Origin of the sequence: Streptomyces sp. NPDC000345, assembly GCF_042898825.1 — a bacterium.
Classification (GTDB): domain Bacteria; phylum Actinomycetota; class Actinomycetes; order Streptomycetales; family Streptomycetaceae; genus Streptomyces.
In genome coordinates, this window is sequence record NZ_JBIAZE010000002.1 from 590,741 (window position 1) to 611,408 (window position 20,668).

Below are 20,668 nucleotides of genomic sequence, written 5' to 3' on the forward strand. Positions count from 1 at the left end.
GTGAGGTGTCTGTGTAGGTTGTGTGGTCTTGCTGCGAAACGTGACGGAAAAGTGCGCGTATTCCAGAGGTCCGGTAGACAACCGAATCATGTGTTTTCCGTCCGGGGTGCCCGCGGGGTCCGTGGGCGGGAGGGCTTCCCGTGCTGGTCCGGGCCCTGTCCGGTGCACCGGGGGACCCCGTGGGTCCACCGGTCGAACCGCCAATGGTCTATACCGTGAAGGACGGAACGCATCAGGCCGGAAACGGATCACCCACAGGGATGAACCGAAGTTGACGAAACGTCAGGCGTGGTGCGGTCACGAGCGGCGGCCCCGGCGCGGGTGACCCCTCGCGTACGGCCGACTTTCACATCGACGCCACCCGACCCTTCCCTGACGTTCGGTGGCCTTGGAACACTCCTTGCGCGCGCATCACGACACCAACGGCCGGCGGAACACCCCTGCTGCACGAGAGGTCCCTCACCCATGCCCGAAGTCAACCGGCGCCGCTTTCTCCGACTGGCGGGCGCCGCAACGGCGTTCACCGCGCTCTCCGGCAGCATCGAGCGGGCCGCCGCGCTGCCCGCGAACCACCGCACGGGATCGATCGAGGACGTCGAGCACATCGTCGTCCTGATGCAGGAGAACCGCTCCTTCGACCACTACTTCGGCACCCTGAGGGGCGTGCGCGGCTTCGGCGACCCCCGGCCGGTCCGGCTCGCGAACGGAAAGCCGGTCTGGCACCAGTCCGACGGCACCAAGGACATCCTGCCCTTCCACCCCGATGCCGACGACCTGGGCATGGCCTTCCTCCAGGACCTCCCGCACGGCTGGAACGACGGCCACGCCGCCTTCCACGGCGGCAGGTACGACGGCTGGATCGCCGCCAAGTCCGCGACGACGATGGCGTACCTCGACCGTCAGGACATCCCGTTCCACTACGCGCTCGCCGACGCCTTCACCATCTGCGACGCCTACCACTGCTCCTTCATCGGCTCGACCGACCCCAACCGCTACTACCTGTGGACCGGTTTCACCGGCAACGACGGCAAGGGCGGCGGCCCGGTCCTCGGCAACGACGAGGCCGGCTACAACTGGACGACGTACCCGGAGCGGCTGGAGCGGGCGGGCATCTCCTGGAAGATCTACCAGGACGTCGGCGACGGCCTGGACAAGGACGGCGGCTGGGGCTGGATCCAGGACGCCCACCGCGGCAACTACGGCGACAACTCGCTGCTCTACTTCACCCAGTACCAGAACGCCCGGCCCGGCGACCCCCTCTACGACAAGGCCCGCACCGGCACCGACGCCCGCAGGGGCGAGGGCTTCTTCGAGCAGCTCACGGCGGACGTCAAGGGCGGGAAGCTGCCGCAGATCTCCTGGATCGTCGCCCCCGAGGCCTTCACCGAACACCCCAACTGGCCCGCGAACTACGGCGCCTGGTACGTCGCCCAGGTCCTCGACGCGCTCACCTCCGACCCCGCGGTCTGGGCGAGAACGGCCCTGTTCATCACGTACGACGAGAACGACGGGTTCTTCGACCACGTGGTCCCGCCGTTCCCGCCGGCCTCCGCGGCGCAGGGCAGGTCCACCGTCGAGGTCGGCCCGGACCTGTTCCAGGGCGACAGCGGCCATGTCGCCGGACCCTACGGCCTCGGCCAGCGGGTGCCCATGCTTGTCGTCTCCCCCTGGAGCAAGGGCGGTTACGTCTGCTCCGAGACCTTCGACCACACCTCGGTCATCCGCTTCATGGAGCGCCGCTTCGGTGTCCACGAGCCGAACATCTCGCCCTGGCGGCGCGCGGTCTGCGGCGATCTGACCTCCGCGTTCGACTTCGGCCGCAAGGACACCCGCCCGGTCGCCCTGCCCGGGACCGACGGCTACCGGCCGCCCGACCGGGACCGCCACCCGGACTACGTCCCCACCCCGCCCGCCGACGCCGTGCTGCCGAAGCAGGAGCGCGGGCACCGCCCGACCCGCCCGCTGCGGTACGCGCCCTTCGTGGACGCCTCGGTGCATGGCGCGGCCGGGGAGATCACGCTCACCTTCGCCTCCGGCGCGAAGGCCGGTGCCGCCTTCCTCGTCACCTCCGGCAACCGCTCCGACGGACCGTGGAGTTACACGACGAGCGCCGGCAAGACCGTGTCCGACACCTGGAACTCCGCCTGCTCCGGCGGCTCCCACGACCTCACCGTGCACGGCCCCAACGGATTCCTGCGGACCTTCCAGGGCGAGCGGGCCGGGCTGGAGGCGGCCGCGCGGCACGTCGGCGACGGCCTCGAACTCACCTTCACCAACACGACCTCCGGCACGGCCGTGCTGAAGCTGGCCGACGGGTACGGCGGCCGCGCCACCTCGGTGCGGGTGCGCCCCGGCGCCGTCGTACGGCGCTTCGCCGGCCTGGCGCGGAGCCACCGCTGGTACGACCTCACCGTCACGTCCGACACCGACAGGACCTTTGTGCGGCGGTTCGCCGGACATGTGGAGAACGGGCTGCCGGGCGTCAGCGACCCGGCGATCGTCTCGGAGTAAATGCACGGTGCACACCGCATCGTGGGGACTGGTCAGGTCCTGGCGGGCTCGCGGTAGTGTGCCCCGGTGACCACGCATTCGAACACACCTGCAGGCTGGTACCCGGATCCGCACGGCGCGGCCCAGACCCTGCGTTACTGGGACGGCACCCAGTGGACCGACCACACCCACGCCGGCCAGCAGGCCCCGGCCGTGCCGCAGCAGCCGGCCGGCCCGGACCAGCGGGTCCAGCGCCAGGTGCAGCAGCAGGCCGGGGTCGCCCCGAGCGGCCCCCGCGGCGGCACGCTCTTCACCGAGCCGGTGCTGGTGGTGAACCAGAAGGCCAAGCTCATCGAGCTGACCAACGAGTACAAGGTCATGGACCAGCAGGGCAATCAGCTCGGCACGGTCGTCCAGGTCGGCCAGAGCGCCCTGCGCAAGGTGCTGCGCTTCGTCGCCAGCATCGACCAGTACCTGACGCACCGGCTGGAGATCCGCGACGCCTACGCGCAGCCGGTGCTGCTGCTGACCCGGCCCGCGAAGTTCCTCAAGTCGCGGGTCGTCGTGACGCGCCCGGACGGGCAGCAGGTCGGCGAGATCGTCCAGCAGAACGTCTTCGGGAAGATCAACTTCGCCATCAACGCGGGCGGTCAGCAGATCGGCGCGATCAAGGCGGAGAACTGGCGGGCGTGGAACTTCGCCATCGTCGACCACGCGGACAACGAGGTCGCCCGGATCACCAAGACCTGGGAAGGCCTCGCCAAGACGATGTTCACCACCGCGGACAACTACGTCCTGCAGATCCACTACCAGCTGCCCGAACCCCTGCTGAGCCTGGTCGTCGCCACGGCGCTGACCGTCGACACGGCCCTCAAGCAGGACGCGCGCGGGCTCGGCTGACGCCCGTCACAGCGGCGTGAGGTGCTCCGGCCCGGTCGCGGGCCGGGGCAGCAGCGCCGGCTCGGCCGACGCGGTCCCCGGCCTCAGGGCCAGCACCGCCGCCACGGGGTGCTCGTCGTCGGACACGGACAGGGGAACGGGCTCCGGCGTCGCCCGCGACAGCAGCACCACACCCCAGCCGGCGAGGCCCGCACCCGCCACCGCGAGGAGGACCCCGGCCGCCCCGCCCTGGAGCCGTTCGCCCAGGAGGACGACGCCGATCGCCGCGGCCGCCACCGGATTGGCCAGCGTGACCATCGCCAGCGGGGCGCCGAGTCCGCCCCGGTAGGCGGTCTGCGACAGCAGCAGCCCGCCCGCGGCGAACGCCGCGACCAGCAGCGCCACCCCGATCACCGGCACGCTCAGCAGCGAGCCCGAGCGGTCCGTCGCCGCCACTGTCACCGTCTGGGTGAGCGCGGAGGCGACCCCGGAGGCGAAGCCCGACGCGGTCGCGTGCCGCAGCCCGGGCCGGGCGCCGGGCCGCGCCAGCAGACCGATCACCGCCGCCGTGGTGCCCGCCACGGCGACCGCCTCGGAGCCGCTCAGCACGTCCTCGGGGGCCGGTCCCGACGCCGTGACCAGGATCGCGGCCAGCCCGGCCAGGGTGAAGGCGGTGCCGCGCCACTCGGCCGCGGCGACCCGCCGCCCGGCGACCCGGGCACCCATCGGCACCGCGGCCACCAGCGTCAGCGCGCCCAGCGGCTGCACCACCGTCAGCGGACCGTACTTCAGCGCCACCACGTGCAGCAGCGCGGCCGAGGCGTTCAGCCCCACCGAGGCCCACCAGGCACCCCGGCCCAGCATCCGTGCCAGCCCCGCGCCGGGGGACCGGGAGGCGAGCCGTTCCTGGGCGACGGCGGCGGCCGCGTAGGCGACCGCGGAGAACAGGGAGAGGACGACGGCGACGAGGGTGGCGTTCACCGGACCGCTCCCGCCAGCACCTGGTCGCCGGTCTCCGCCGGCGCCGGCCGCGGCAGTCCCCGGCCGGCGGTGGTGGCCGTCCGCGCGGGTGCGGGGATCACCGCGAGCGCGACACCGAGCAGGGCGCCCGCCACGACCGCGTCCAGCCAGAAGTGGTTCGCCGTCCCCACGACGACCAGCAGCGTCACCAGCGGATGCAGCAGCCACAGCCAGCGCCGGCGCGAGCGGGTCGCCGCGATCAGGCCGATGGCGACCATCAGGGCCCAGCCGAAGTGCAGCGAGGGCATCGCCGCGAACTGGTTCGACAGATGGTCGGTCTGCGGCGGTCCGTACACCGAGGGGCCGTAGACCCGCGCGGTGTCGACCAGGCCCGCCGCAGCGAGCATCCGCGGCGGCGCGAGCGGGAACGCCAGGTGCAGCACGAGCGCCGCGGCGGTGACGGCGGCCAGCACCCGGCGCGCCCAGGCGTAGTGCGCCGGGCGCCGCAGGTACAGCCAGACCAGGAAGGCCAGCGTGGCGGGGAAGTGCACGGTCGCGTAGTAGGTGTTCGCGACCCGGACCAGGGTGTGGCCGTGGAGCAGCAGGGACTGCACCGCGCCCTCGCCGGGCAGGTGCAGCCACCGTTCGGCGTGCCGGACGTCGGCGGCGTTGCGGAAGGCCTCGGCGGTGTGGCCGGTGGCCAGTCGGCGCCCGAACTTGTAGACGAGGAAGAGCCCTGCGACGAGCAGGAACTCGCGGACTATCGGCGGCCGCGCCGGCGTCGCCGGCTCCGCCTCCGCAGGCTCGGTGCGGGCATTCATCCCCCGGCCCCTTCGCTGGACGGTGGTGCGTTTGATCGATCGATACGACTGCGTACCGATACGGAAGTGTACCGATACGTTGGAGTACCGGTACACTGGCGTATCGATTGACATGCGACACACTGGAGTGAGGGCCCGTGAGGGCCCCACCCGGGAGCACGGAAGCGAGGAGAAGAGAAGATGACGTCGCAGGCCGCGGACGGACCGGAGCAGGTCACCGCCACGCGCCGCTCCAAGCTCACGCCCCAGCGCGAGCAGGAGTTCTTCGACGCCGTCCTCGAGCAGATCCGCGAGTGCGGATACGAATCGGTCACCATGGAGGGCGTCGCCGCCAGCACCCGCTGCAGCAAGTCCACGCTCTACCGGCAGTGGAAGACCAAGCCCCAGTTCGTCGTGGCCGCCCTGCGCTCCCGGCGCACGGCGCGGCTCGCCGGCATCGACACCGGCTCGCTCGCCGACGACCTGCGCGAGGCCGGACGGGCCGCGGGCCGCTGGTCGACGAACGACACCCAGCTGATGCAGGCGCTCGGCCACGCCGTGCACGGGGACGAGGACCTCGCGCGGGCGCTGCGCGAGGCGCTGATCGACCCCGAGATCGAAGCGCTGCGGGAGATCCTGCGGCGCGGGGTCGAGCGCGGGGAGATCCCCGCCGGCCATCCCGCGCTGGAGTACATCCCGGCGCAGATGTTCGGCGTGGTCCGGGCCCGGCCCGTGGTCGACGGGGAGTACGCCGACCCGGACTACCTGGTCCGCTTCGTGGAGGCCGCCGTGCTGCCCGCGCTCGGGCTGCGGCCGCAGCCGCGCCCGGACTCCTAGGAGTCCACAGGCTCAGGCCGCCGTTCACGGGATGACTGGACGGTGACCTGCTCGCGCCGCACCGTGGGGACGGGGGCGGCGCACCCCCCGGCCGGGTGGGGTTCCCCTTGAGCGGAGGGGCCCCCACCCGGCCGATGTGCCGTACGGCTCAGACGTCCTGGCCGCTGCCGCCGCCCGACGCCACCTTGATGCCCTTGGTGATCGTGTCGATGACGGACACACTCTGGTCGGCGTCCACGCCGAAGCGCAGCACCACCAGCCGCCCGGTGTCCGCCGGCGCCGGGAACACCAGGGACTCGACGTAGCCGTCGGCGCCCTTGCTGGTGACCGCCTGCCAGCGCACCAGGTAGCCCTTCTGCCCGGCCACGGTCACCGCCTTGGAGGCGAGCACCTTGTGCGAGGTGATCTCACCGTAGGTGGTGCCGCCGTACGACTGCTCGGCGTTGGCCGCGATGTCCGCCTTGGCGACCTCCTCGGCGGTGTCGCCCTTGGTGCGCAGCACCTCGGCGGGCGCGGAGTACACGCCGCCCTTGGTGCAGGTCTTGGAGGTGTCGCCGGGGCACTTGTAGGAGGACTCGGACGTCACCGCCGCGCCCGCGCTCCCCTCCTGTCCGTACCAGCCGTCCGGGATGGGGATGCTGATCCCGTTGAGCGCGTCCGTCACCGAACCGCTCTTGATCCTCGGCGCCTCGGACTCCTCGGGTGAGGGCGAGGCCCCGCCCGAGCCGCCGGAGTCCCCGGACCCGCCCGAGCCGCCCGGCCCGCCGAACGGGCCGCCCGAACCGTCGCCGCCGCCCGGACCGCCCTGGCCGCCGGGCCCCTGCGCCGTACCGCCGCCGCCGTTGCCGTCGTCCTTGGACAGCGCGTACACGCCGACCCCGATGCTCGTGAGGACCGCGACGGCCACCGCCACCGCTATGCCCGTGCGCAGTCCGCGCCGCCGGTCCGAGCCCGCCGGGGGCACCGGGTATGCCGGATAAGTCGGGTAGGCCGCATACGCGCCGTCGGTCGGCGTCTGCGCCGGCGGCCCCCATGCGGCGGCCGAGCCCGCGGGGCGGGTCTGGTCCGTCCATGCCTTGCCGTCCCACCAGCGCTCGGTGGCGGGACCGTCACTTGTCTGCCCCGGGTCGGGGTACCACCCGGGAGGAGTCACCTGCGTCATGACCCCACCGTATGAGGCATCGGTGAAAGGCGGATGAGAGGGAGGGCAATCCGTCGGAACCCGAGGCGTGGGCAGACCGACCCGGATGGCGTGAAATCGACGTCAATCAGCCGTGCGTCACCCGCCGTTGTCGTTCCGGGACCTCGGGTGCGGGCCCGTCCGGGCGGACCGGGAGCCGCCCCGTCACCCCGTGGAGGCACGACCTGCGCGGACTGCCTCCGCCGCGCCGCCCGGACGGCTACGCTCGAGTTCTGTACGTCGTCCGGGCGACATCGGGGAGGTAGCGGGATGACGGAGGCACGGCCGGCGGGGGCCGCCCCGGCTTCCCTGTGGGAGCGCGAGGAGGAGATCGCCGCCATCGCACGGGCGGTGGACACGCTCTGCGCCGACCGGTCCTCCTCGGGCCATCTGCTGATGCTCCGGGGCGAGGCCGGGATCGGGAAGACCGCGTTGCTGGCCGAGACCCGTCGCATGGCCGAGGACCGCAACTGCACGGTCTGGTCCGCCCGCGGCGGCGAGACCCTCCGGTCCGTTCCCTTCAACGTGGTACGGCAGCTGCTGCAGCCCGCCCTGCTGTCCCTGATGCCGGAGGAGGCCCGCGAGTACCTCGGCGACTGGTACGACATCGCGGGCCCCGCGCTCGGCATAGCGGAACCCGGCGAGACCCAGGCCGACCCGCAGGGCGTGTGCGACGGCCTCGTGGCCGCCGTGAGCCGGCTGGCCTCGCGCTACTACCCGCTCGTGCTGCTGATCGACGACGCGCACTGGGCCGACCAGGAGACCCTGCGCTGGCTCACCGCCTTCGTCGAACGCCTCGACCGTCTCTGCGTCCTGGTCGTCGTGGCCCGCAGGCCCGACGACCAGGACGGAGAGCGGGGCCGCTCCCTGGACGCGATCGGCGAGGCCGCGGGTCGCGCCGTCAGCAGCATCAGCACCCTCACCCCGGCCGCGGTCGCCGGCCTCACCCGCGCCACCCTCGGGGAACACGCCGACGCCGCGTTCTGCCGCGAGGTGTGGGCCGTCACCGACGGCAACCCCTACGACACCGTCGAACTCCTCGCCAAGGTCAGGGACAAGGGCCTGGAGCCCACCGAGTCCTCCGCCGTGGAGCTGCGCTCCCTGAACCGGGCGGCGCGCGGCGGCGGACTCGTCGACCGCCTGGAGGAACTGGGCGTCGAGGCCACCCGGTTCGCCATGGCGGCCGCCATCCTCGGCGGCGTCGGCATCTCCATCGACGAGGCGTCCCGGCTCGCCGTCATGAGCCGCGAGACCGCGGTGCGCTGCGCCGAACTGCTGCGCACCGCCCGCATCCTGACCGAACCCGACCCGGCGGCCGTCCCCGCCGCAGGCGGCGACCTGGAGTTCGTCCACCCGCTCATCGCCACCGCCGTCTACGACAACATCCCGCCGAGTCTGCGCACCGCGATGCACGGCATCGCCGCCAAGATCGTCACCGAGGCGGGCAAGGGCCTCGCGGCCGCCTCCCGCCATCTCGTCCAGGTCCACCCCGAGGGCGATCAGGAACTCGTCGAGCAGCTGCGCGGGGCCGCCGCCGAACACCTCGCCGTCGGCGCCCCGGACGCGGCCCGCCGCTGTCTGGAGCGCGCTCTGGCGGAACCACCCGACCCGGAGGTCCACGCGCGCGTGCTCTACGACCTCGGCTGCGCCACCCTCCTCACCGCGCCCGCGAAGACCGTCGAACACCTGCGCACGGCGCTCGCCGTGCCCGGACTCCAGGGCGACGAGCGGATCGACGCGGTCTACCGCCTCTCCCAGGCCCTGCTGCACAACGACCAGATGGAGGAGGCCGTCCGCACGGTCGAGGCCGAGGCCGACCGGCTCGCACCCGGCCCGGCGAAGATGCGGCTGCAGGCCGTGCAGTTCATGTGGGAGGGCGTTTACGCGGGTGAGGCGACCTCACCGCCGCTCCGAGCGGCTCGCCGCGCTCGCCGCGACCTGTACCGGACGCGACAACGCCGAGCGCGCCCTGCTCATCCTGCGCGGCTTCGACGCGGTGACCCGCGGGGAGAACGCCGAGGAGGTCGTCGAGTTCTGCGACCGCGCCCTGGTCAACGGAGGCCTCGCCCCCGGTCTCGGCTGGACGGACCAGGAATGGGGCATCGAACTGCTGATGATGCTCTCCAGCTGCTACGCCTACACCGACCGCCTCGACCGCGCCGACGCCCTCTTCAACGAGGCCCTGCGCACCTACGAGTCGGCCGGCTGGAGCGGCGGCCACCTCGCCCTCGCCCATGCCTACCTCGGGCTCGGGCTGCGCCGCAGGGGCAAGCTGCGGGACGCGGAGGAGTCCCTGAGGAAGGCCCTGCACCTCGCCGAACGCGTCGGCCGCGGCCTGCCTCTGTACTGGTCGGCCACCTGCAACCTCGTCGACGTGCTGCTCGCGCGCGGCCATGTCGACGAGGCCTGGAAGGTCGCCGGGGAGTGCGGCTTCGCCCCGCCCTACCCGTCCACGATCGTGCTGCCCGACCCCCGCTCGGTGCGCGGCCGGCTGCTGCTCGCGGTGGGCCGCACCGCCGAGGGCGTCAACGAACTGGAGGAGGCGGAGAAGGCGGCCGCCGTCCGCGGCCACCTCAACCCCGTGATGGTTCCGTGGGCGATCGACCTCGCCCGGGCCCTGGCGACCGAGGACCCGGCCCGCGCGGCCCGGCTGGCCTCCGACGCCCGCCGCCAGGCCGAGCGGTTCGGCACCGACACCGCGATCGGCGAGGCCCTGCGCTGCGCCGCCGCCCTGGAGACCGGCCAGCGCGCGGTCCGGCTGGCCCACCAGGCGGTCACCCTGCTGGAGTCCTCGCCCAGCCAGTACGAACACGCGGCCGCCCGTATCGAGTACGGCATCCTGTCCCGCTCGGTGTCCGAGCTGAACCGCGGCCTGGCCCTGGCCCGCACCTGCGGCGCGGACGGCCTGGTCACCCAGGCGGAGCGCGCCCTGCGGGGGCTGCTGGCCCCGGACGCCCGCTAGGTTCCGCTTGGCCGGTCACGGCAAGGACCGAGGGTGCTCGGCCCGGTTCCGGGGCAGCCGGTCAGCAGGTCGCCGGTGAGGTGGGCCGGTCGGTCAGCAGGTCGCCGGAGAGGTGAATCAGCCGGCCAGCAGGTCGTCGGTGAGGCGGGCCAGCCGGTCGCGCAGCTTCGGATCGTAGGCGTCCTCGTGGGCGCGCGCGGGCCGCGTCCCGTCGAAGTAGCGGCCCGTGCCGTGCTCCTCGGTGGCCAGCGCCAGCACGCCCGGCGCGCCGTCGGCGACCGTGGACCAGGGCGCGACGCCGCCCTCGCGGACCATCGCCGTGTCCATGAAGGTGGCCGGGTGCAGCACGTTCACCGCCACCCCGCTGCCCGCCAACTCCTCGGCCAGGGTGAACGTATGCGCCGCGAGGGCGAACTTGCTGCGGCAGTACGCCGGGAAGCCGCCGTAGCCGCGGGTGAACTCCGGGTCGTCGGGGTCGACGGGTTCCTGGCCGGCCGAGCCCACGTTGACGATCCGCGCCGGCGCGTTCGCCCGCAGCACCGGCAGCAGGGCCCGGGTCAGCGCCACCGGCGCCAAGTAGTTGACGGCCAGCCGCAGTTCATGGCCGTCGGCGCTCACCTCACGGCCCGCACCCGGTGAACCGGAACCCACACCCGCGTTGTTGACGAGCACATCGAGCTCCGGGTGGGTCCCGGCGACCCGCGCGCCCAGCTCGCGCACCCGCGAGAGCGAGGCCAGGTCGGCGACGAAGCCCTCCGCCTCGCCCTCCGCCCGCAGCTCCTCGACCAGGGCCCGGGTACGGTCCGGGTCGCGGCCGTGGGCGAGGACGAGGTGCCCGGAGCGGACCAGCTCGAAGGCGACGTACCGGCCGAGACCGGAGGTGGCGCCGGTGATCAGGATGGTGGACATGCCCCCACCGTAGGCACGCGGCCCGCCGGTGTGCGAGACCCCGCCGGAGCCACGCCCACGGGGATCACCCTTCCTCCTCCAGCACCCGCTGAGCCGTCGCGAACGCCGAGTTCGCCGCCGGGACACCGCAGTACACGGCCGTCTGGAGCAGCACCGCGCCGATCTCCTCGGGCGTGAGCCCGTTGCGCCGGGCCGCCCGCACGTGCATGGCCAGCTCGTCGTAGTGGCCGTGCGCGACCAGCGCGGTCAGGGTGATCATGCTGCGCTCGCGGCGGCTGAGCGTGGGGTCGGTCCAGATCTCGCCCCAGGCGTAGCGCGAGATGAAGTCCTGGTAGCGGGCGGTGAAGGGGGACTGCCGGGCCTGCGCCCGGTCCACGTGGGCGTCGCCGAGCACCTCGCGCCGCACCTGCATGCCCCGCTCGGCATCCCCGTCGAGATGGGCGCGCAGCGCGGTCAGCACCGCCTCCGGCCGCTCCGCCGGCGCGAGGTGCGAGGCACCCGGGATCTCCACGAGGGCGGCGTCCGGCACCGCGTCCGCGATCTCCCGCAGATGCGCGGGCGGAGTCGCCGGGTCCTGCCGGCCGGCGATCAGCAGCGTCGGCACGGCGATCTCCGCCAGCCGCTCGCGCAAGTCGAACGCGCCCAGCGCGTCACAGCAGGCGGCATAGCTCCCGGGGTCGGCGTCGCGGTGGTCGGCCACCAGCTCCGGCACCGTGAACCCGGGGGTGAACCAGCGGGCGTCGGCGGTCCCGGCGAGCTTCTCCAGCCCCTCGCTCCGCACCTGCGCGGCCCGCTCCTCCCACGGCCTGCTGCCGTTGAAGTGGGCCGACGAGCAGATCACCGCCAGCTTCGAGACCCGCTCGGGGTGGTGCAGGGCGAGGTGCAGGCCGACCGCGCCGCCGAGCGACACACCGGCGTAGGCGAACCGCTCCAGGCCGAGCGAGTCGGCGAGGGCCAGCACCAGGCCGGCGAGGTCGCCGACAGTGGCGCCCGGCCCGATCAGACCGGCGGGGGAGCCGCCGTGCCCCGGCAGGTCGTAGCGGACCACCCGGTGGGTGACGGACAGCTCGGGCGCGACCTTGTCCCACAGGGCGTACGAGGTGCCCAGCGAGGGGCCGAGCAGCAGCGCGGGCGCGGAAGCCGGGCCCTCGGCACGGTGGTTGAGCAGCTTGTCGGTCAACGTCGCTCCAGCGCGCGGTCGGTGAGGGCTCCGGCGGAGCCGGTGTAGCGGGCGGGGTCGGTGAGGTCGTCGAGGTCGACGTCCTTCAACTCGGGCTCTTCGGCGAGCAGTTCGGCGAGCGATCGGCCCTCGGCGTAGATGCGCGGGGCCAGTGCGGTGAGCAGCTCCTTGGCCCGGGCCCGCCCGAGCACGGCCGACAGCTCGGCGGACAGCCGCTCGGAGACGATCAGCCCGTGGGTGAGGCCCAGATGGGCGCGCATCGCGTCCGGACGCACCCGCAGCCCCTCCGTCAGCCCGGCCGCGTCCCACGCGGCCCCGCCGACCAGCCGCAGCAGGTCCCGGAGCGGTTCCCACTCGGCGTGCCAGGCACCGGCCGGCCGCTCGTCCTGAGCGACCAGCGACCCGTACAGCACGGCCGCGAGCTGCGGCGCGCGCAGGGCGGCGGCCGCGATCAGCGTGGAGCGCACCGGGTTCGCCTTGTGCGGCATGGCCGAGGACCCGCCTGCGCTCCCCTCCGCCAGCTCGGCGATCTCGGTGCGGGCGAGGGTGAGGACGTCCGTCGCGACCTTGCCCAGCGCCCCCGCCGTGAAGGCCAGGCAGGCGGCGAGGTCCGCGATCGGGGTGCGCAGGGTGTGCCACGGCAACAGCGGTTCCGCGAGGCCCAGTTCCGTCGCGTACGCCGCGGTCAGCGCGGTCGCGTCCGTGGCGCCGTACGCCGTGAAGGCGGCCAGCGTCCCTGCCGCGCCGCCGAGTTGGGCGGGCAGCGAGTCCCGTACGCCCGTGACCCGGTCGCGGGCGTCCAGCACCAGCGCACGCCATCCGGCGGCCTTCAGACCGAAGGTCGTCGGTACGGCGTGCTGGGTCAGCGTCCGTCCGGGCATCGCCGTGTCGCGGTGTTCGGCGGCGAGCCGGGCCAGTGCCCCCTGGACGCGGTCGAGGTCGGTCAGTACCAGGTCCAGCGTCCGCGCCGCGACCAGCATCGTCGCCGTGTCCATGATGTCCTGGCTGGTGGCACCCCGGTGCACGTACGGGCCGTACGCGGTGCCGGCCGCCTCGGTGAGGTCCGCGACCAGGGGGATCACCGGGTTCCCGCCGCCGCGGGCGCGTTCGGCGAGGGAGCGCGCGTCGAACTCCGCGGCCGCGGCCGCGGTGACCGCCGCCCCGGCCCCCTCGGGGGCCAGCCCCAGCGCCTCCTGGGCACGGGTCAGCGCGGCTTCCGCGTCCAGGAGGGCCCGGAGGTAGGCGCCGTCACCGGTCGCGGCGGCGGCGGGGGAGCCGGTCCACCCCGGGGAGAGCAGACCGGACTCGGGCTGAGCAGCTGTCACTGGAACTCCAGGAAGACCGTCTCGCCTTCGCCCTGAAGGCGGATGTCGAAACGGTAGGTGCCCAGCGGGCCGTCCGTGGCGATCAGCGTGGCGCGCCGCGCCGGGTCCAGCTGCCTCAGCAGCGGGTCGGCGGCGAGCGCCGCGTCGTCACCGGGCAGATAGACCCGGGTGAACAGGTGCTTCAGCAGCCCGCGCGCGAACACGCAGACGCTCAGGTACGGGGCGCTGTCACCGCGGGCGCCGGGCCGCAGCGTCCGCGCCGACCAGTGCCCGCCCGCGTCCGTCTGGACGCGGCCCCAGCCGGTGAACTCCACGCCGTTGCGGCCCAGGAAGCCGCCGGACGACGGGTCGCGCCGCATCGAACCGTCGACCTGCGGGACGTTGCCGTCCGGGTCGGCGCCCCACAGCTCCACGAACGCGTCGGGGAGCGGGTTGCCCTCACCGTCGTGGACGTACCCCTGCAGGGCGATGGTGTCCGGGTGGCCGAGGGGAGCGATGTCGCCGCCGCCGGGGAACGGCAGGGCGTGGCCGTAGAAGGGGCCGACCGTGTGCGACGGGGTCGGGAGGACGGTCTCCGGACGGCTCGTGTCGATCTTCGTCATGGCAGGTCAGCGTCCTTCTTCGATCCAGGTGGCGTTCGGCCCGTCGAGCACGATGTCCCAGTGGTAGCCCATCGAGAACTCCGGTACGGACAGGTCGTGGTCGTAGGTCGCGACCAGCCGCCGGCGGGCCGAGTCGTCGGTGACCGACTGGATGATCGGGTCGTAGGGGAACAGCGGGTCGCTCGGGAAGTACATCTGCGTCACGAGCCGCTGGGTGAACGCCGTGCCGAAGAGCGAGAAGTGGATGTGGGCGGGCCGCCAGGCGTTGAGGTGCTGGCGCCACGGGTACGGGCCCGGCTGGACGGTGGTGAAGTGGTAGTGGCCGTCCGCGTCGGTCAGCGTGCGGCCGACGCCGGTGAAGTTCGGGTCCAGCGGGGCGTCGTGCTGCTCGCGCTGGTGGGCGTAGCGGCCGGCCGAGTTCGCCTGCCAGATCTCGATCAGCTGGCCCCGCACCGGACGGCCGTCGCGGTCCAGCAGCCGCCCGGAGACGGTGATCCGTTCGCCGATCGGCTCGCCGCTGTGCTGCCGGGTCAGGTCGTTGTCGATCTCGGTGATGTCGCGTTCGCCGAAGGCGGGGGAGTGCAGCTCCACCAGCTCCGGGTCCTTGGTCACGTCGATGGTGATCGGCGGCTGCTTGGGGTGGCGCAGGACGGAGGAGCGGTACGGCGCGTAGTCGCGGCGCGGGTGGTGCTCGACGGGCGCGCCGTCGGCGATCCGCTTCTCGTACGCGGCGTGCTCGGCCGCGATCTCCTGGTCGATGTCGTGCTGCGTGAGAGTCATGGCGATTCCTGGAGGCCTAACGTTCGAGGACGAGGGCGAGACCCTGGCCCACACCGATGCAGAGGGTGGCGACACCGACGCCGCCGCCCCGGCGGGCCAGTTGGTGGGCGACGGTGCCGGCGAGGCGGGCGCCGGAGGCGCCGAGCGGGTGACCGAGGGCGATGGCGCCGCCCTGCGGGTTGAGGACCGCCGGGTCGAACTCGGGCCACTCGGCGACACAGCCCAGCACCTGGGCGGCGAACGCCTCGTTCAGTTCGAGCACGGAGAGGTCGGTGAACCCCTTGCCCGCCTTGGCGAGCGCCCGCTCGACGGCCTCGACGGGGGCGAGCCCGAAGTAGTGCGGGTCGATCGCCGAGACCCCGGTGGCGGAGACCCGGGCCAGCGGCTCCCGGCCGGTGGCCTTCAGCCCCTCCTCGTCGACGAGCAGGAGCGCAGCGGCTCCGTCGTTGAGCGGCGAGGCGTTGCCCGCGGTGACGGTGCCGTTCTCGGTACGGAAGGACGGCTTCAGCCTGGCCATCGCCGCGAGCGAGGCGTCCGGCCGTACGCATTCGTCGGCGCCGAGGACCACCGGCTCGCCCTTGCGCCGCGGGATCGCGACGGGTGCGATCTCGGCGTCGAACAGCCCCTCGGCCTGGGCCTTCGCGGCCTTGCGGTGGCTGTTCAGCGCGAACTCGTCCTGCTGCTCGCGGCTGATCTTGTGCTTGTCGGCGATCAGCTCCGCCGACTCGCCCAGCGGGACGGTCCACTGCGGGTCCATCCTGGGGTTGACCATCCGCCAGCCCAGCGTGGTCGAGTACAGCTCGGCGTGCCCCGCGGGGAACGGCCGGTCCGACTTCGGCAGCACGTACGGCGCCCGGGTCATCGACTCCACTCCGCCGGCCACGGCGACGGAGGCGTCGCCGGCCGCGATGGCGCGGGCCGCCTGGATCACCGCCTCCAGGCCGGAGGCGCACAGCCGGTTGACGGTGACACCCGGCACGGAGGTGGGCAGGCCCGCGAGCAGCGCGCCCATGCGGGCGACGTTGCGGTTCTCCTCGCCGGCGCCGTTGGCGTTGCCGAAGTAGACGTCCTCGATGCGGGCGGGGTCCAGCGCGGGCGTCCGGGCGACGAGTGCGCTGATGGCGTGGGCGGCCAGGTCGTCCGGGCGCACCGAGGCCAGCCCGCCGTTGTAGCGGCCGACCGGGGTACGGACGGCGTCGACGACGTACACGGTCCTGAGGCCCTTGTTCATGGCTGGATCTCCTCGGCGACGCGGACCTTCGCGGCGGTCTTCGCCACGATCTCCTCTGACGTGACACCCGGTGCGGTCTCCACCAGCACCAGGCCGTCCCCGGTGACGTCGAGGACGCCGAGGTCGGTGATGATCCGGTTCACACAGGCCTTGCCGGTCAGCGGCAGAGCGCAGTCGGCAAGGATCTTGGGGCTGCCGTCCTTGGCGGTGTGCGTCATGACCACGATGACCGTGCGGGCGCCGTGGACCAGGTCCATCGCACCGCCGATCCCGGTGATCATCTTGCCCGGGATCGCCCAGTTCGCCAGGTCGCCCCGCTCGGAGACCTGCATCGCGCCCAGCACGGCGACATCGATGTGACCGCCGCGGATCATGCCGAAGGAGAGCGCCGAGTCGAAGAAGGAGGCGCCCGGCAGGACCGTCACGGTCTCCTTGCCGGCGTTGATCAGGTCCGGGTCGACCTGCTCCTCGGTGGGGTAGGGACCCGTGCCCAGGATGCCGTTCTCGCTCTCCAGCACCACCTCGACGTCCGCGGGGAGGTAGTTGGGGATCAGGGTCGGCAGTCCGATGCCGAGGTTGACGTACTGGCCGTCCCGCAGTTCGCGCGCGGCGCGGGCGGCCATCTCCTGACGTGTCCAGGCCATCAGCTGCTCACCGTCCGCTGCTCGATCTTCTTGTCGGCCGCCTGCTCCGGGGTCAGCGCGATCACGCGCTGCACGAAGATGCCCGGCAGGTGCACGGCGTCCGGGTCGATCCCGCCGGGCTCGACCAGTTCCTCGACCTCGGCGATCGTGATCTTCCCGGCCATCGCGGAGAGGGGGTTGAAGTTGCGGGAGGACCTGTTGAAGACCAGGTTGCCGTGCCGGTCGCCGCGGGCCGCCCTGACCAGCGCGAAGTCGGTGCGGATCCCGCGCTCCAGCACGTACTCCACGCCGTCGAACTCCCGCACCTCCTTCGGCGGCGAGGCCAGCGCGACGCCGCCCTCACCGTCGTAGCGCCACGGCAGTCCGCCCTCGGCGACCTGGGTGCCCACCCCGGCGGGGGTGTAGAAGGCGGGGATGCCGGCGCCGCCGGCCCGCAGCCGCTCGGCGAGGGTGCCCTGCGGGATCATCTCGACCTCGAGCTCCCCGGCCAGGTACTGACGGGCGAACTCCTTGTTCGCGCCGATGTAGGAACCGGTCACCCGGGAGATCCGCCCGGCGGCGAGCAGGACGGCGAGGCCCGACTCCATGGCCCCGCAGTTGTTGGAGACGACCGACAGACCGGTGACTCCCCGCTCGTACAGGGCCTGGATGAGGACGTTCGGCACGCCGCTCAGTCCGAAGCCACCCACTGCCAGCGACGCGCCGTCCGGCACGTCGGCCACCGCCTCCCGGGCCGTGGCGACCACCTTGTCCATCCGTCGAGCCCCATCTCTTCCGAGCGTCCAGCGACCAATTAATCAGGGCACTGAGTATTTCTTCGAGGTTGCCCACACGCTGCCATCGGAGGTCCGACTCGTCAAGACTCCAGGCAGAGGGGATGATGAAGGACACCGGATGGGGAGGCGACGCCAGCTTCCGGGCGGTATCGTTCAGTGCACCGATCGAATCTCACGCTGAGGAGCGCACATGGCCGCGGTGGACCTCTCGAGCCACCCCGGGCACCTCGCCCGGCGGCTGCAGCAGGCGCACTACCTGCTGTGGAACACGATGGTCTCCGAGGAGATCACCTCCCCGCAGTTCGCGGTCCTCAACACGCTCGTCGCCGAGCCGGGCCTCGACCAGCGCACCGTGGGGGAGCGGGTGGGCCTCGACCGCTCCACCATCGCCGAGGTGATCAGCCGGCTCAGCCGGCGAGGGCTGCTCGACAAGGTCCGCGACCCCGCGGACGGCCGCCGCTCCCTGCTGCGGCTCACCGAGGAGGGGATGCGCACCCACCGTCGGCTGACGGTGCGCACGGCCCGGATGAACCAGGTCTTCCTGGCGCCGCTCTCCGCAGCGGAACAGGCGCAGTTCTTCGACCTGATCCGGCGGGTCTCGGACGCGGCGGAGAACCTGCGCAACCCGGCGGAACCCTTCGTCGGCCACAGCTGACCGGGCGCCGTCCGGTCAGGGCGCCTTCGCGAACACCACCCACACCTGCCCCTGCGCGAAGCCGACCGGCTTGCCGTCGTTGGTGGTGAAGTCCGTGCCGTCCCGCGCCGTCGCCCGCTTCCAGCGGACGTCGTGGACCCGCCCGTCGCGCAGCACCTCCGCCCGCCCCGAGCCCACCGTCTCGGTGTACGGCGTGTTGTTGCCGAGGAAGTCGTGGAAGGCCGACTCGCGCACCTTCACGTACTGCACGACCACCGTGGCCGGGGCCACCCGCCGCCCCTCGGCCGTCACGGCCGGCGTGCCGTCCATCGAGACCAGCCAGCGCGACCGGTCCGCCGACCAGGTGAAGGTGAAGCGGGCCGCCGGGTAGCGCACGGTGTACGAACCGCGGGCCGTGCCGCCGGGGGGCGCCGCGCCGTAGCGGAAACCGGTGGTCAGCGCGGCCGCGCCGGGCGCGGAGGACAGCAGGCGCCCCGGACGCAGATAGAGGTTGTGCGGTGCGGCCCGGTCCGGACCGCGGAAGTAGACACCGGCCGCCTCGCCGGGCGTCACGGCGTCCAGCGGCGCCCGGTCGATCAGCGGCAGCAGCTTGTGCTGCGCTCCGGAGAAGGCCAGCACCGGCCGCTCGAACTGGCGCAGCAGCTCCAGGTCCGACTCGCGCGCGCTGCGCACGGGTCCGACGGTCTCCGGCAGCGTGCTCGCGTACACGGCCATCAGCCGGCTCAGCCCGCCCTCGACCTGCTCGACGTACACGAGGTCCGCGGCGTCCAGCCCGGTCTGCGGGCGGGCCGCGTCCGCGTTGTCGATCTTCACGGCGAGCACCTGACCGAGCCCGGTGGACGGGTTCGGGCCGGTGGGTCTCCCCGACGTGCTCCGGCCGTCGTCCTCCGTGGGGTCACGGCCGGTGGTGCAGCCCGCCGCGAGGGAGAGCGCCAGGGCGGCGGCGAGCAGTGCCGCGGTCGCCGATGCCCTCGCCGTCGCCGCGGAGCCCTCCGCGCGCACCCCGTGCGCCGTACGTCTGGAACGCTGCGTGCCTGTCATGGCCACCCCGTCTCGTGTCTTGATTGTGCGCTTGTCTGTTCGGTTGTGGCCATCTGTGGGCATGGGGTGCCGCCGTCACGATTCGCGCGGGAGTGCTCGGGTACCCGGGGCGCAGCCAGGACCCGGGAGTCCCGGACCCGCCGGGGCGCACCGGACCGGCGGAGGGAGCACGGCACCATGAAGGCACTGACCTGGCAGGGGAAGCGGGACGTCCGGGTGGAGACCGTGCCCGACCCGGTGATCCAGGAACCCACGGACGCCGTCATCCGCATCACGTCCACCGGACTGTGCGGCTCCGACCTGCACCTGTACGAGGTGCTCACCCCGTTCATGACCCCGGGCGACATCCTCGGCCACGAGCCGATGGGCATCGTCGAGGAGGTCGGTGCCGGAGTGCCCGACCTCATGGCCGGCGACCGGGTCGTGGTGCCGTTCCAGATCGCCTGCGGCAATTGCTGGATGTGCCTGAACTCCCTGCCCACGCAGTGCGAGACCACCCAGGTCACCGGCGAGGGCATGGGAGCCGCCCTGTTCGGCTACACCCGCCTGTACGGCGCGGTCCCGGGCGCCCAGGCCGAGTATCTGCGCGTCCCGCAGGCCCAGTTCGGCCCGATCAAGGTCCCCGAGGGCCCGCCCGACGACCGGTTCGTCTATCTCTCCGACGTCCTGCCGACGGCCTGGCAGGCCGTCGCCTACGCCGACATACCCGAGGGCGGCAGCGTCGCGGTGCTCGGCCTCGGCCCCATCGGCGACATGGCCTGCCGTATCGCCCAGGTGCGCGGCGCCGGCCAGGTGTTCGGCGTCGACCTGGTCGGCGAGCGGCTGCGGCGGGCCCGGGTGCGCGGGGTGACCACGTTCGACCTGCGCAGCTTCGACAGCGAGAAGGAACTCGTCGCCGCCATCCGCGACGAGACCGACGGGCGCGGCCCCGACGCCGTGATCGACGCCGTCGGCACCGAGGCCCACGGCAGCGCGGCCGCCCGCCTGGTCCAGAACGCGTCGGCGCTGCTGCCGCGGAGGATCGGCGGCCCCCTCGCGGAGCGCTTCAGCATCGACCGGCTCGCCGCCCTGCACACCGCCATCGAGCTGGTACGGCGCGGCGGCACCCTCTCCCTGGTCGGCGTCTACGGCGGCATGGCCGACCCGCTGCCGATGCTCACCATGTTCGACAAGCAGCTCCAGATCCGCATGGGCCAGGCCAACGTCCGCCGCTGGAGCGACGACATCATCCCGTACCTCACCGACGAGGACCCCCTCGGCGTCGACGACTTCGCCACCCACCGCATGCCGCTGTCGGAGGCGCCGCACGCCTACGAGATGTTCCAGCGGAAGCAGGACGGCGCGGTGAAGATCCTCATGACGCCGTGAGGCGGTCCTCGGGGAGGCCGGAGCCACCCTTCCGCAAGCTCGGACGTCG

Annotated in this window: 17 protein-coding genes and 1 pseudogene; 6 read left to right on the plus strand and 12 right to left on the minus strand. The window is 73.0% G+C overall.

Going from position 1 to position 20,668, the window contains the following annotated elements; genetic code table 11:
• Positions 1 to 465 precede the first annotated feature (465 nt).
• Complete coding sequence (locus ACFY30_RS07045) at positions 466 to 2,511, plus strand: phosphocholine-specific phospholipase C (protein ID WP_390844124.1); 2,046 nt, start codon at positions 466 to 468, stop codon at positions 2,509 to 2,511.
• Positions 2,512 to 2,577: 66 nt separating this feature from the next.
• Positions 2,578 to 3,390 carry a phospholipid scramblase-related protein gene (locus ACFY30_RS07050; protein WP_390844125.1) on the plus strand — a complete coding sequence of 271 codons (813 nt, stop codon included), beginning with the start codon at positions 2,578 to 2,580 and terminating at the stop codon, positions 3,388 to 3,390.
• A gap of 6 nt (positions 3,391 to 3,396) precedes the next feature.
• On the opposite strand, the gene ACFY30_RS07055 is transcribed toward ACFY30_RS07050, so the two are convergent.
• A complete protein-coding gene (locus ACFY30_RS07055) occupies positions 3,397 to 4,350 on the minus strand; it encodes a hypothetical protein (protein ID WP_390844126.1) in 954 nt (317 codons plus the stop codon).
• Positions 4,347 to 5,150: a phosphatase PAP2 family protein gene (locus ACFY30_RS07060; protein WP_390844127.1), complete on the minus strand. Its 804-nt coding sequence runs from the start codon at positions 5,148 to 5,150 to the stop codon at positions 4,347 to 4,349. Before ACFY30_RS07060 ends, ACFY30_RS07055 begins: the two co-directional genes overlap by 4 nt.
• A 180-nt stretch (positions 5,151 to 5,330) precedes the next feature.
• Here ACFY30_RS07060 and ACFY30_RS07065 point away from each other — a divergent pair, with 180 nt between their 5' ends.
• Positions 5,331 to 5,966 carry a TetR/AcrR family transcriptional regulator C-terminal ligand-binding domain-containing protein gene (locus ACFY30_RS07065; RefSeq protein ID WP_390658572.1) on the plus strand — a complete coding sequence of 212 codons (636 nt, stop codon included), beginning with the start codon at positions 5,331 to 5,333 and terminating at the stop codon, positions 5,964 to 5,966.
• Between the two features lie 148 nt (positions 5,967 to 6,114).
• Here ACFY30_RS07065 and ACFY30_RS07070 read toward each other — a convergent pair whose 3' ends face one another.
• On the minus strand, positions 6,115 to 7,128 hold the full coding sequence (locus ACFY30_RS07070; RefSeq protein WP_390844128.1) for a DUF2510 domain-containing protein: 1,014 nt from the start codon (positions 7,126 to 7,128) through the stop codon (positions 6,115 to 6,117).
• A 288-nt stretch (positions 7,129 to 7,416) separates the two neighbouring features.
• On the opposite strand from ACFY30_RS07070, the pseudogene ACFY30_RS07075 reads away from it, so the two are divergent.
• Positions 7,417 to 10,108, plus strand: a pseudogene (locus tag ACFY30_RS07075) (ATP-binding protein).
• Between the two features lie 117 nt (positions 10,109 to 10,225).
• Here ACFY30_RS07075 and ACFY30_RS07080 read toward each other — a convergent pair.
• The 8 genes from ACFY30_RS07080 to ACFY30_RS07115 all read right to left on the minus strand — a co-directional run bounded on the left by ACFY30_RS07080 (position 10,226) and on the right by ACFY30_RS07115 (position 17,534).
• Positions 10,226 to 11,017: an SDR family NAD(P)-dependent oxidoreductase gene (locus tag ACFY30_RS07080; protein WP_390844129.1), complete on the minus strand. Its 792-nt coding sequence runs from the start codon at positions 11,015 to 11,017 to the stop codon at positions 10,226 to 10,228.
• Between the two features lie 64 nt (positions 11,018 to 11,081).
• A complete protein-coding gene (pcaD, locus tag ACFY30_RS07085) occupies positions 11,082 to 12,197 on the minus strand; it encodes a 3-oxoadipate enol-lactonase (RefSeq protein WP_390844130.1) in 1,116 nt (371 codons plus the stop codon).
• The gene (gene pcaB / locus ACFY30_RS07090; RefSeq protein WP_390844131.1) at positions 12,194 to 13,522 is read right to left on the minus strand and encodes a 3-carboxy-cis,cis-muconate cycloisomerase; all 1,329 of its coding nucleotides are present in this window, start codon (positions 13,520 to 13,522) and stop codon (positions 12,194 to 12,196) included. Before pcaB ends, pcaD begins: the two co-directional genes overlap by 4 nt.
• Positions 13,519 to 14,124 (minus strand): protocatechuate 3,4-dioxygenase subunit alpha, encoded by a 606-nt coding sequence (gene pcaG, locus ACFY30_RS07095; protein ID WP_390844132.1) that lies wholly within the window; start codon positions 14,122 to 14,124, stop codon positions 13,519 to 13,521. Before pcaG ends, pcaB begins: the two co-directional genes overlap by 4 nt.
• A 6-nt stretch (positions 14,125 to 14,130) precedes the next feature.
• Positions 14,131 to 14,904 (minus strand): protocatechuate 3,4-dioxygenase subunit beta, encoded by a 774-nt coding sequence (gene pcaH, locus ACFY30_RS07100; RefSeq protein ID WP_390844133.1) that lies wholly within the window; start codon positions 14,902 to 14,904, stop codon positions 14,131 to 14,133.
• A 16-nt stretch (positions 14,905 to 14,920) separates the two neighbouring features.
• Positions 14,921 to 16,135 (minus strand): thiolase family protein, encoded by a 1,215-nt coding sequence (locus ACFY30_RS07105; protein ID WP_390844134.1) that lies wholly within the window; start codon positions 16,133 to 16,135, stop codon positions 14,921 to 14,923.
• A complete protein-coding gene (locus ACFY30_RS07110) occupies positions 16,132 to 16,779 on the minus strand; it encodes a CoA transferase subunit B (protein WP_390844135.1) in 648 nt (215 codons plus the stop codon). The genes ACFY30_RS07105 and ACFY30_RS07110 overlap by 4 nt, the downstream gene beginning before the upstream one ends.
• Positions 16,779 to 17,534 (minus strand): CoA transferase subunit A, encoded by a 756-nt coding sequence (locus tag ACFY30_RS07115; protein WP_390844136.1) that lies wholly within the window; start codon positions 17,532 to 17,534, stop codon positions 16,779 to 16,781. Before ACFY30_RS07115 ends, ACFY30_RS07110 begins: the two co-directional genes overlap by 1 nt.
• A gap of 211 nt (positions 17,535 to 17,745) precedes the next feature.
• Here ACFY30_RS07115 and ACFY30_RS07120 point away from each other — a divergent pair, with 211 nt between their 5' ends.
• Complete coding sequence (locus ACFY30_RS07120) at positions 17,746 to 18,210, plus strand: MarR family winged helix-turn-helix transcriptional regulator (protein WP_390844137.1); 465 nt, start codon at positions 17,746 to 17,748, stop codon at positions 18,208 to 18,210.
• A gap of 15 nt (positions 18,211 to 18,225) precedes the next feature.
• Here the strand turns inward: ACFY30_RS07120 and ACFY30_RS07125 are convergent, their stop codons facing one another.
• Positions 18,226 to 19,251 carry a DUF3048 domain-containing protein gene (locus ACFY30_RS07125; protein ID WP_390844138.1) on the minus strand — a complete coding sequence of 342 codons (1,026 nt, stop codon included), beginning with the start codon at positions 19,249 to 19,251 and terminating at the stop codon, positions 18,226 to 18,228.
• Between the two features lie 177 nt (positions 19,252 to 19,428).
• Here ACFY30_RS07125 and ACFY30_RS07130 point away from each other — a divergent pair, with 177 nt between their 5' ends.
• The gene (locus ACFY30_RS07130; RefSeq protein WP_390658559.1) at positions 19,429 to 20,619 is read left to right on the plus strand and encodes a zinc-dependent alcohol dehydrogenase; all 1,191 of its coding nucleotides are present in this window, start codon (positions 19,429 to 19,431) and stop codon (positions 20,617 to 20,619) included.
• Positions 20,620 to 20,668: the final 49 nt, after the last annotated feature.

Bases quoted from the DNA above. Each gene is read 5' to 3' on its own strand.
- ACFY30_RS07070 (WP_390844128.1), bottom strand. From the start codon at position 7,128: ATGACGCAGGTGACTCCTCCCGGGTGGTACCCCGACCCGGGGCAGACA.
- ACFY30_RS07110 (WP_390844135.1), bottom strand. From the start codon at position 16,779: ATGGCCTGGACACGTCAGGAGATGGCCGCCCGCGCCGCGCGCGAACTG.
- ACFY30_RS07065 (WP_390658572.1), top strand. From the start codon at position 5,331: ATGACGTCGCAGGCCGCGGACGGACCGGAGCAGGTCACCGCCACGCGC.
- ACFY30_RS07105 (WP_390844134.1), bottom strand. From the start codon at position 16,135: ATGAACAAGGGCCTCAGGACCGTGTACGTCGTCGACGCCGTCCGTACC.
- ACFY30_RS07045 (WP_390844124.1), top strand. From the start codon at position 466: ATGCCCGAAGTCAACCGGCGCCGCTTTCTCCGACTGGCGGGCGCCGCA.
- ACFY30_RS07130 (WP_390658559.1), top strand. From the start codon at position 19,429: ATGAAGGCACTGACCTGGCAGGGGAAGCGGGACGTCCGGGTGGAGACC.
- pcaH (WP_390844133.1), bottom strand. From the start codon at position 14,904: ATGACTCTCACGCAGCACGACATCGACCAGGAGATCGCGGCCGAGCAC.
- ACFY30_RS07115 (WP_390844136.1), bottom strand. From the start codon at position 17,534: ATGGACAAGGTGGTCGCCACGGCCCGGGAGGCGGTGGCCGACGTGCCG.
- ACFY30_RS07120 (WP_390844137.1), top strand. From the start codon at position 17,746: ATGGCCGCGGTGGACCTCTCGAGCCACCCCGGGCACCTCGCCCGGCGG.
- ACFY30_RS07125 (WP_390844138.1), bottom strand. From the start codon at position 19,251: ATGACAGGCACGCAGCGTTCCAGACGTACGGCGCACGGGGTGCGCGCG.
- ACFY30_RS07080 (WP_390844129.1), bottom strand. From the start codon at position 11,017: ATGTCCACCATCCTGATCACCGGCGCCACCTCCGGTCTCGGCCGGTAC.
- pcaG (WP_390844132.1), bottom strand. From the start codon at position 14,124: ATGACGAAGATCGACACGAGCCGTCCGGAGACCGTCCTCCCGACCCCG.
- ACFY30_RS07060 (WP_390844127.1), bottom strand. From the start codon at position 5,150: ATGAATGCCCGCACCGAGCCTGCGGAGGCGGAGCCGGCGACGCCGGCG.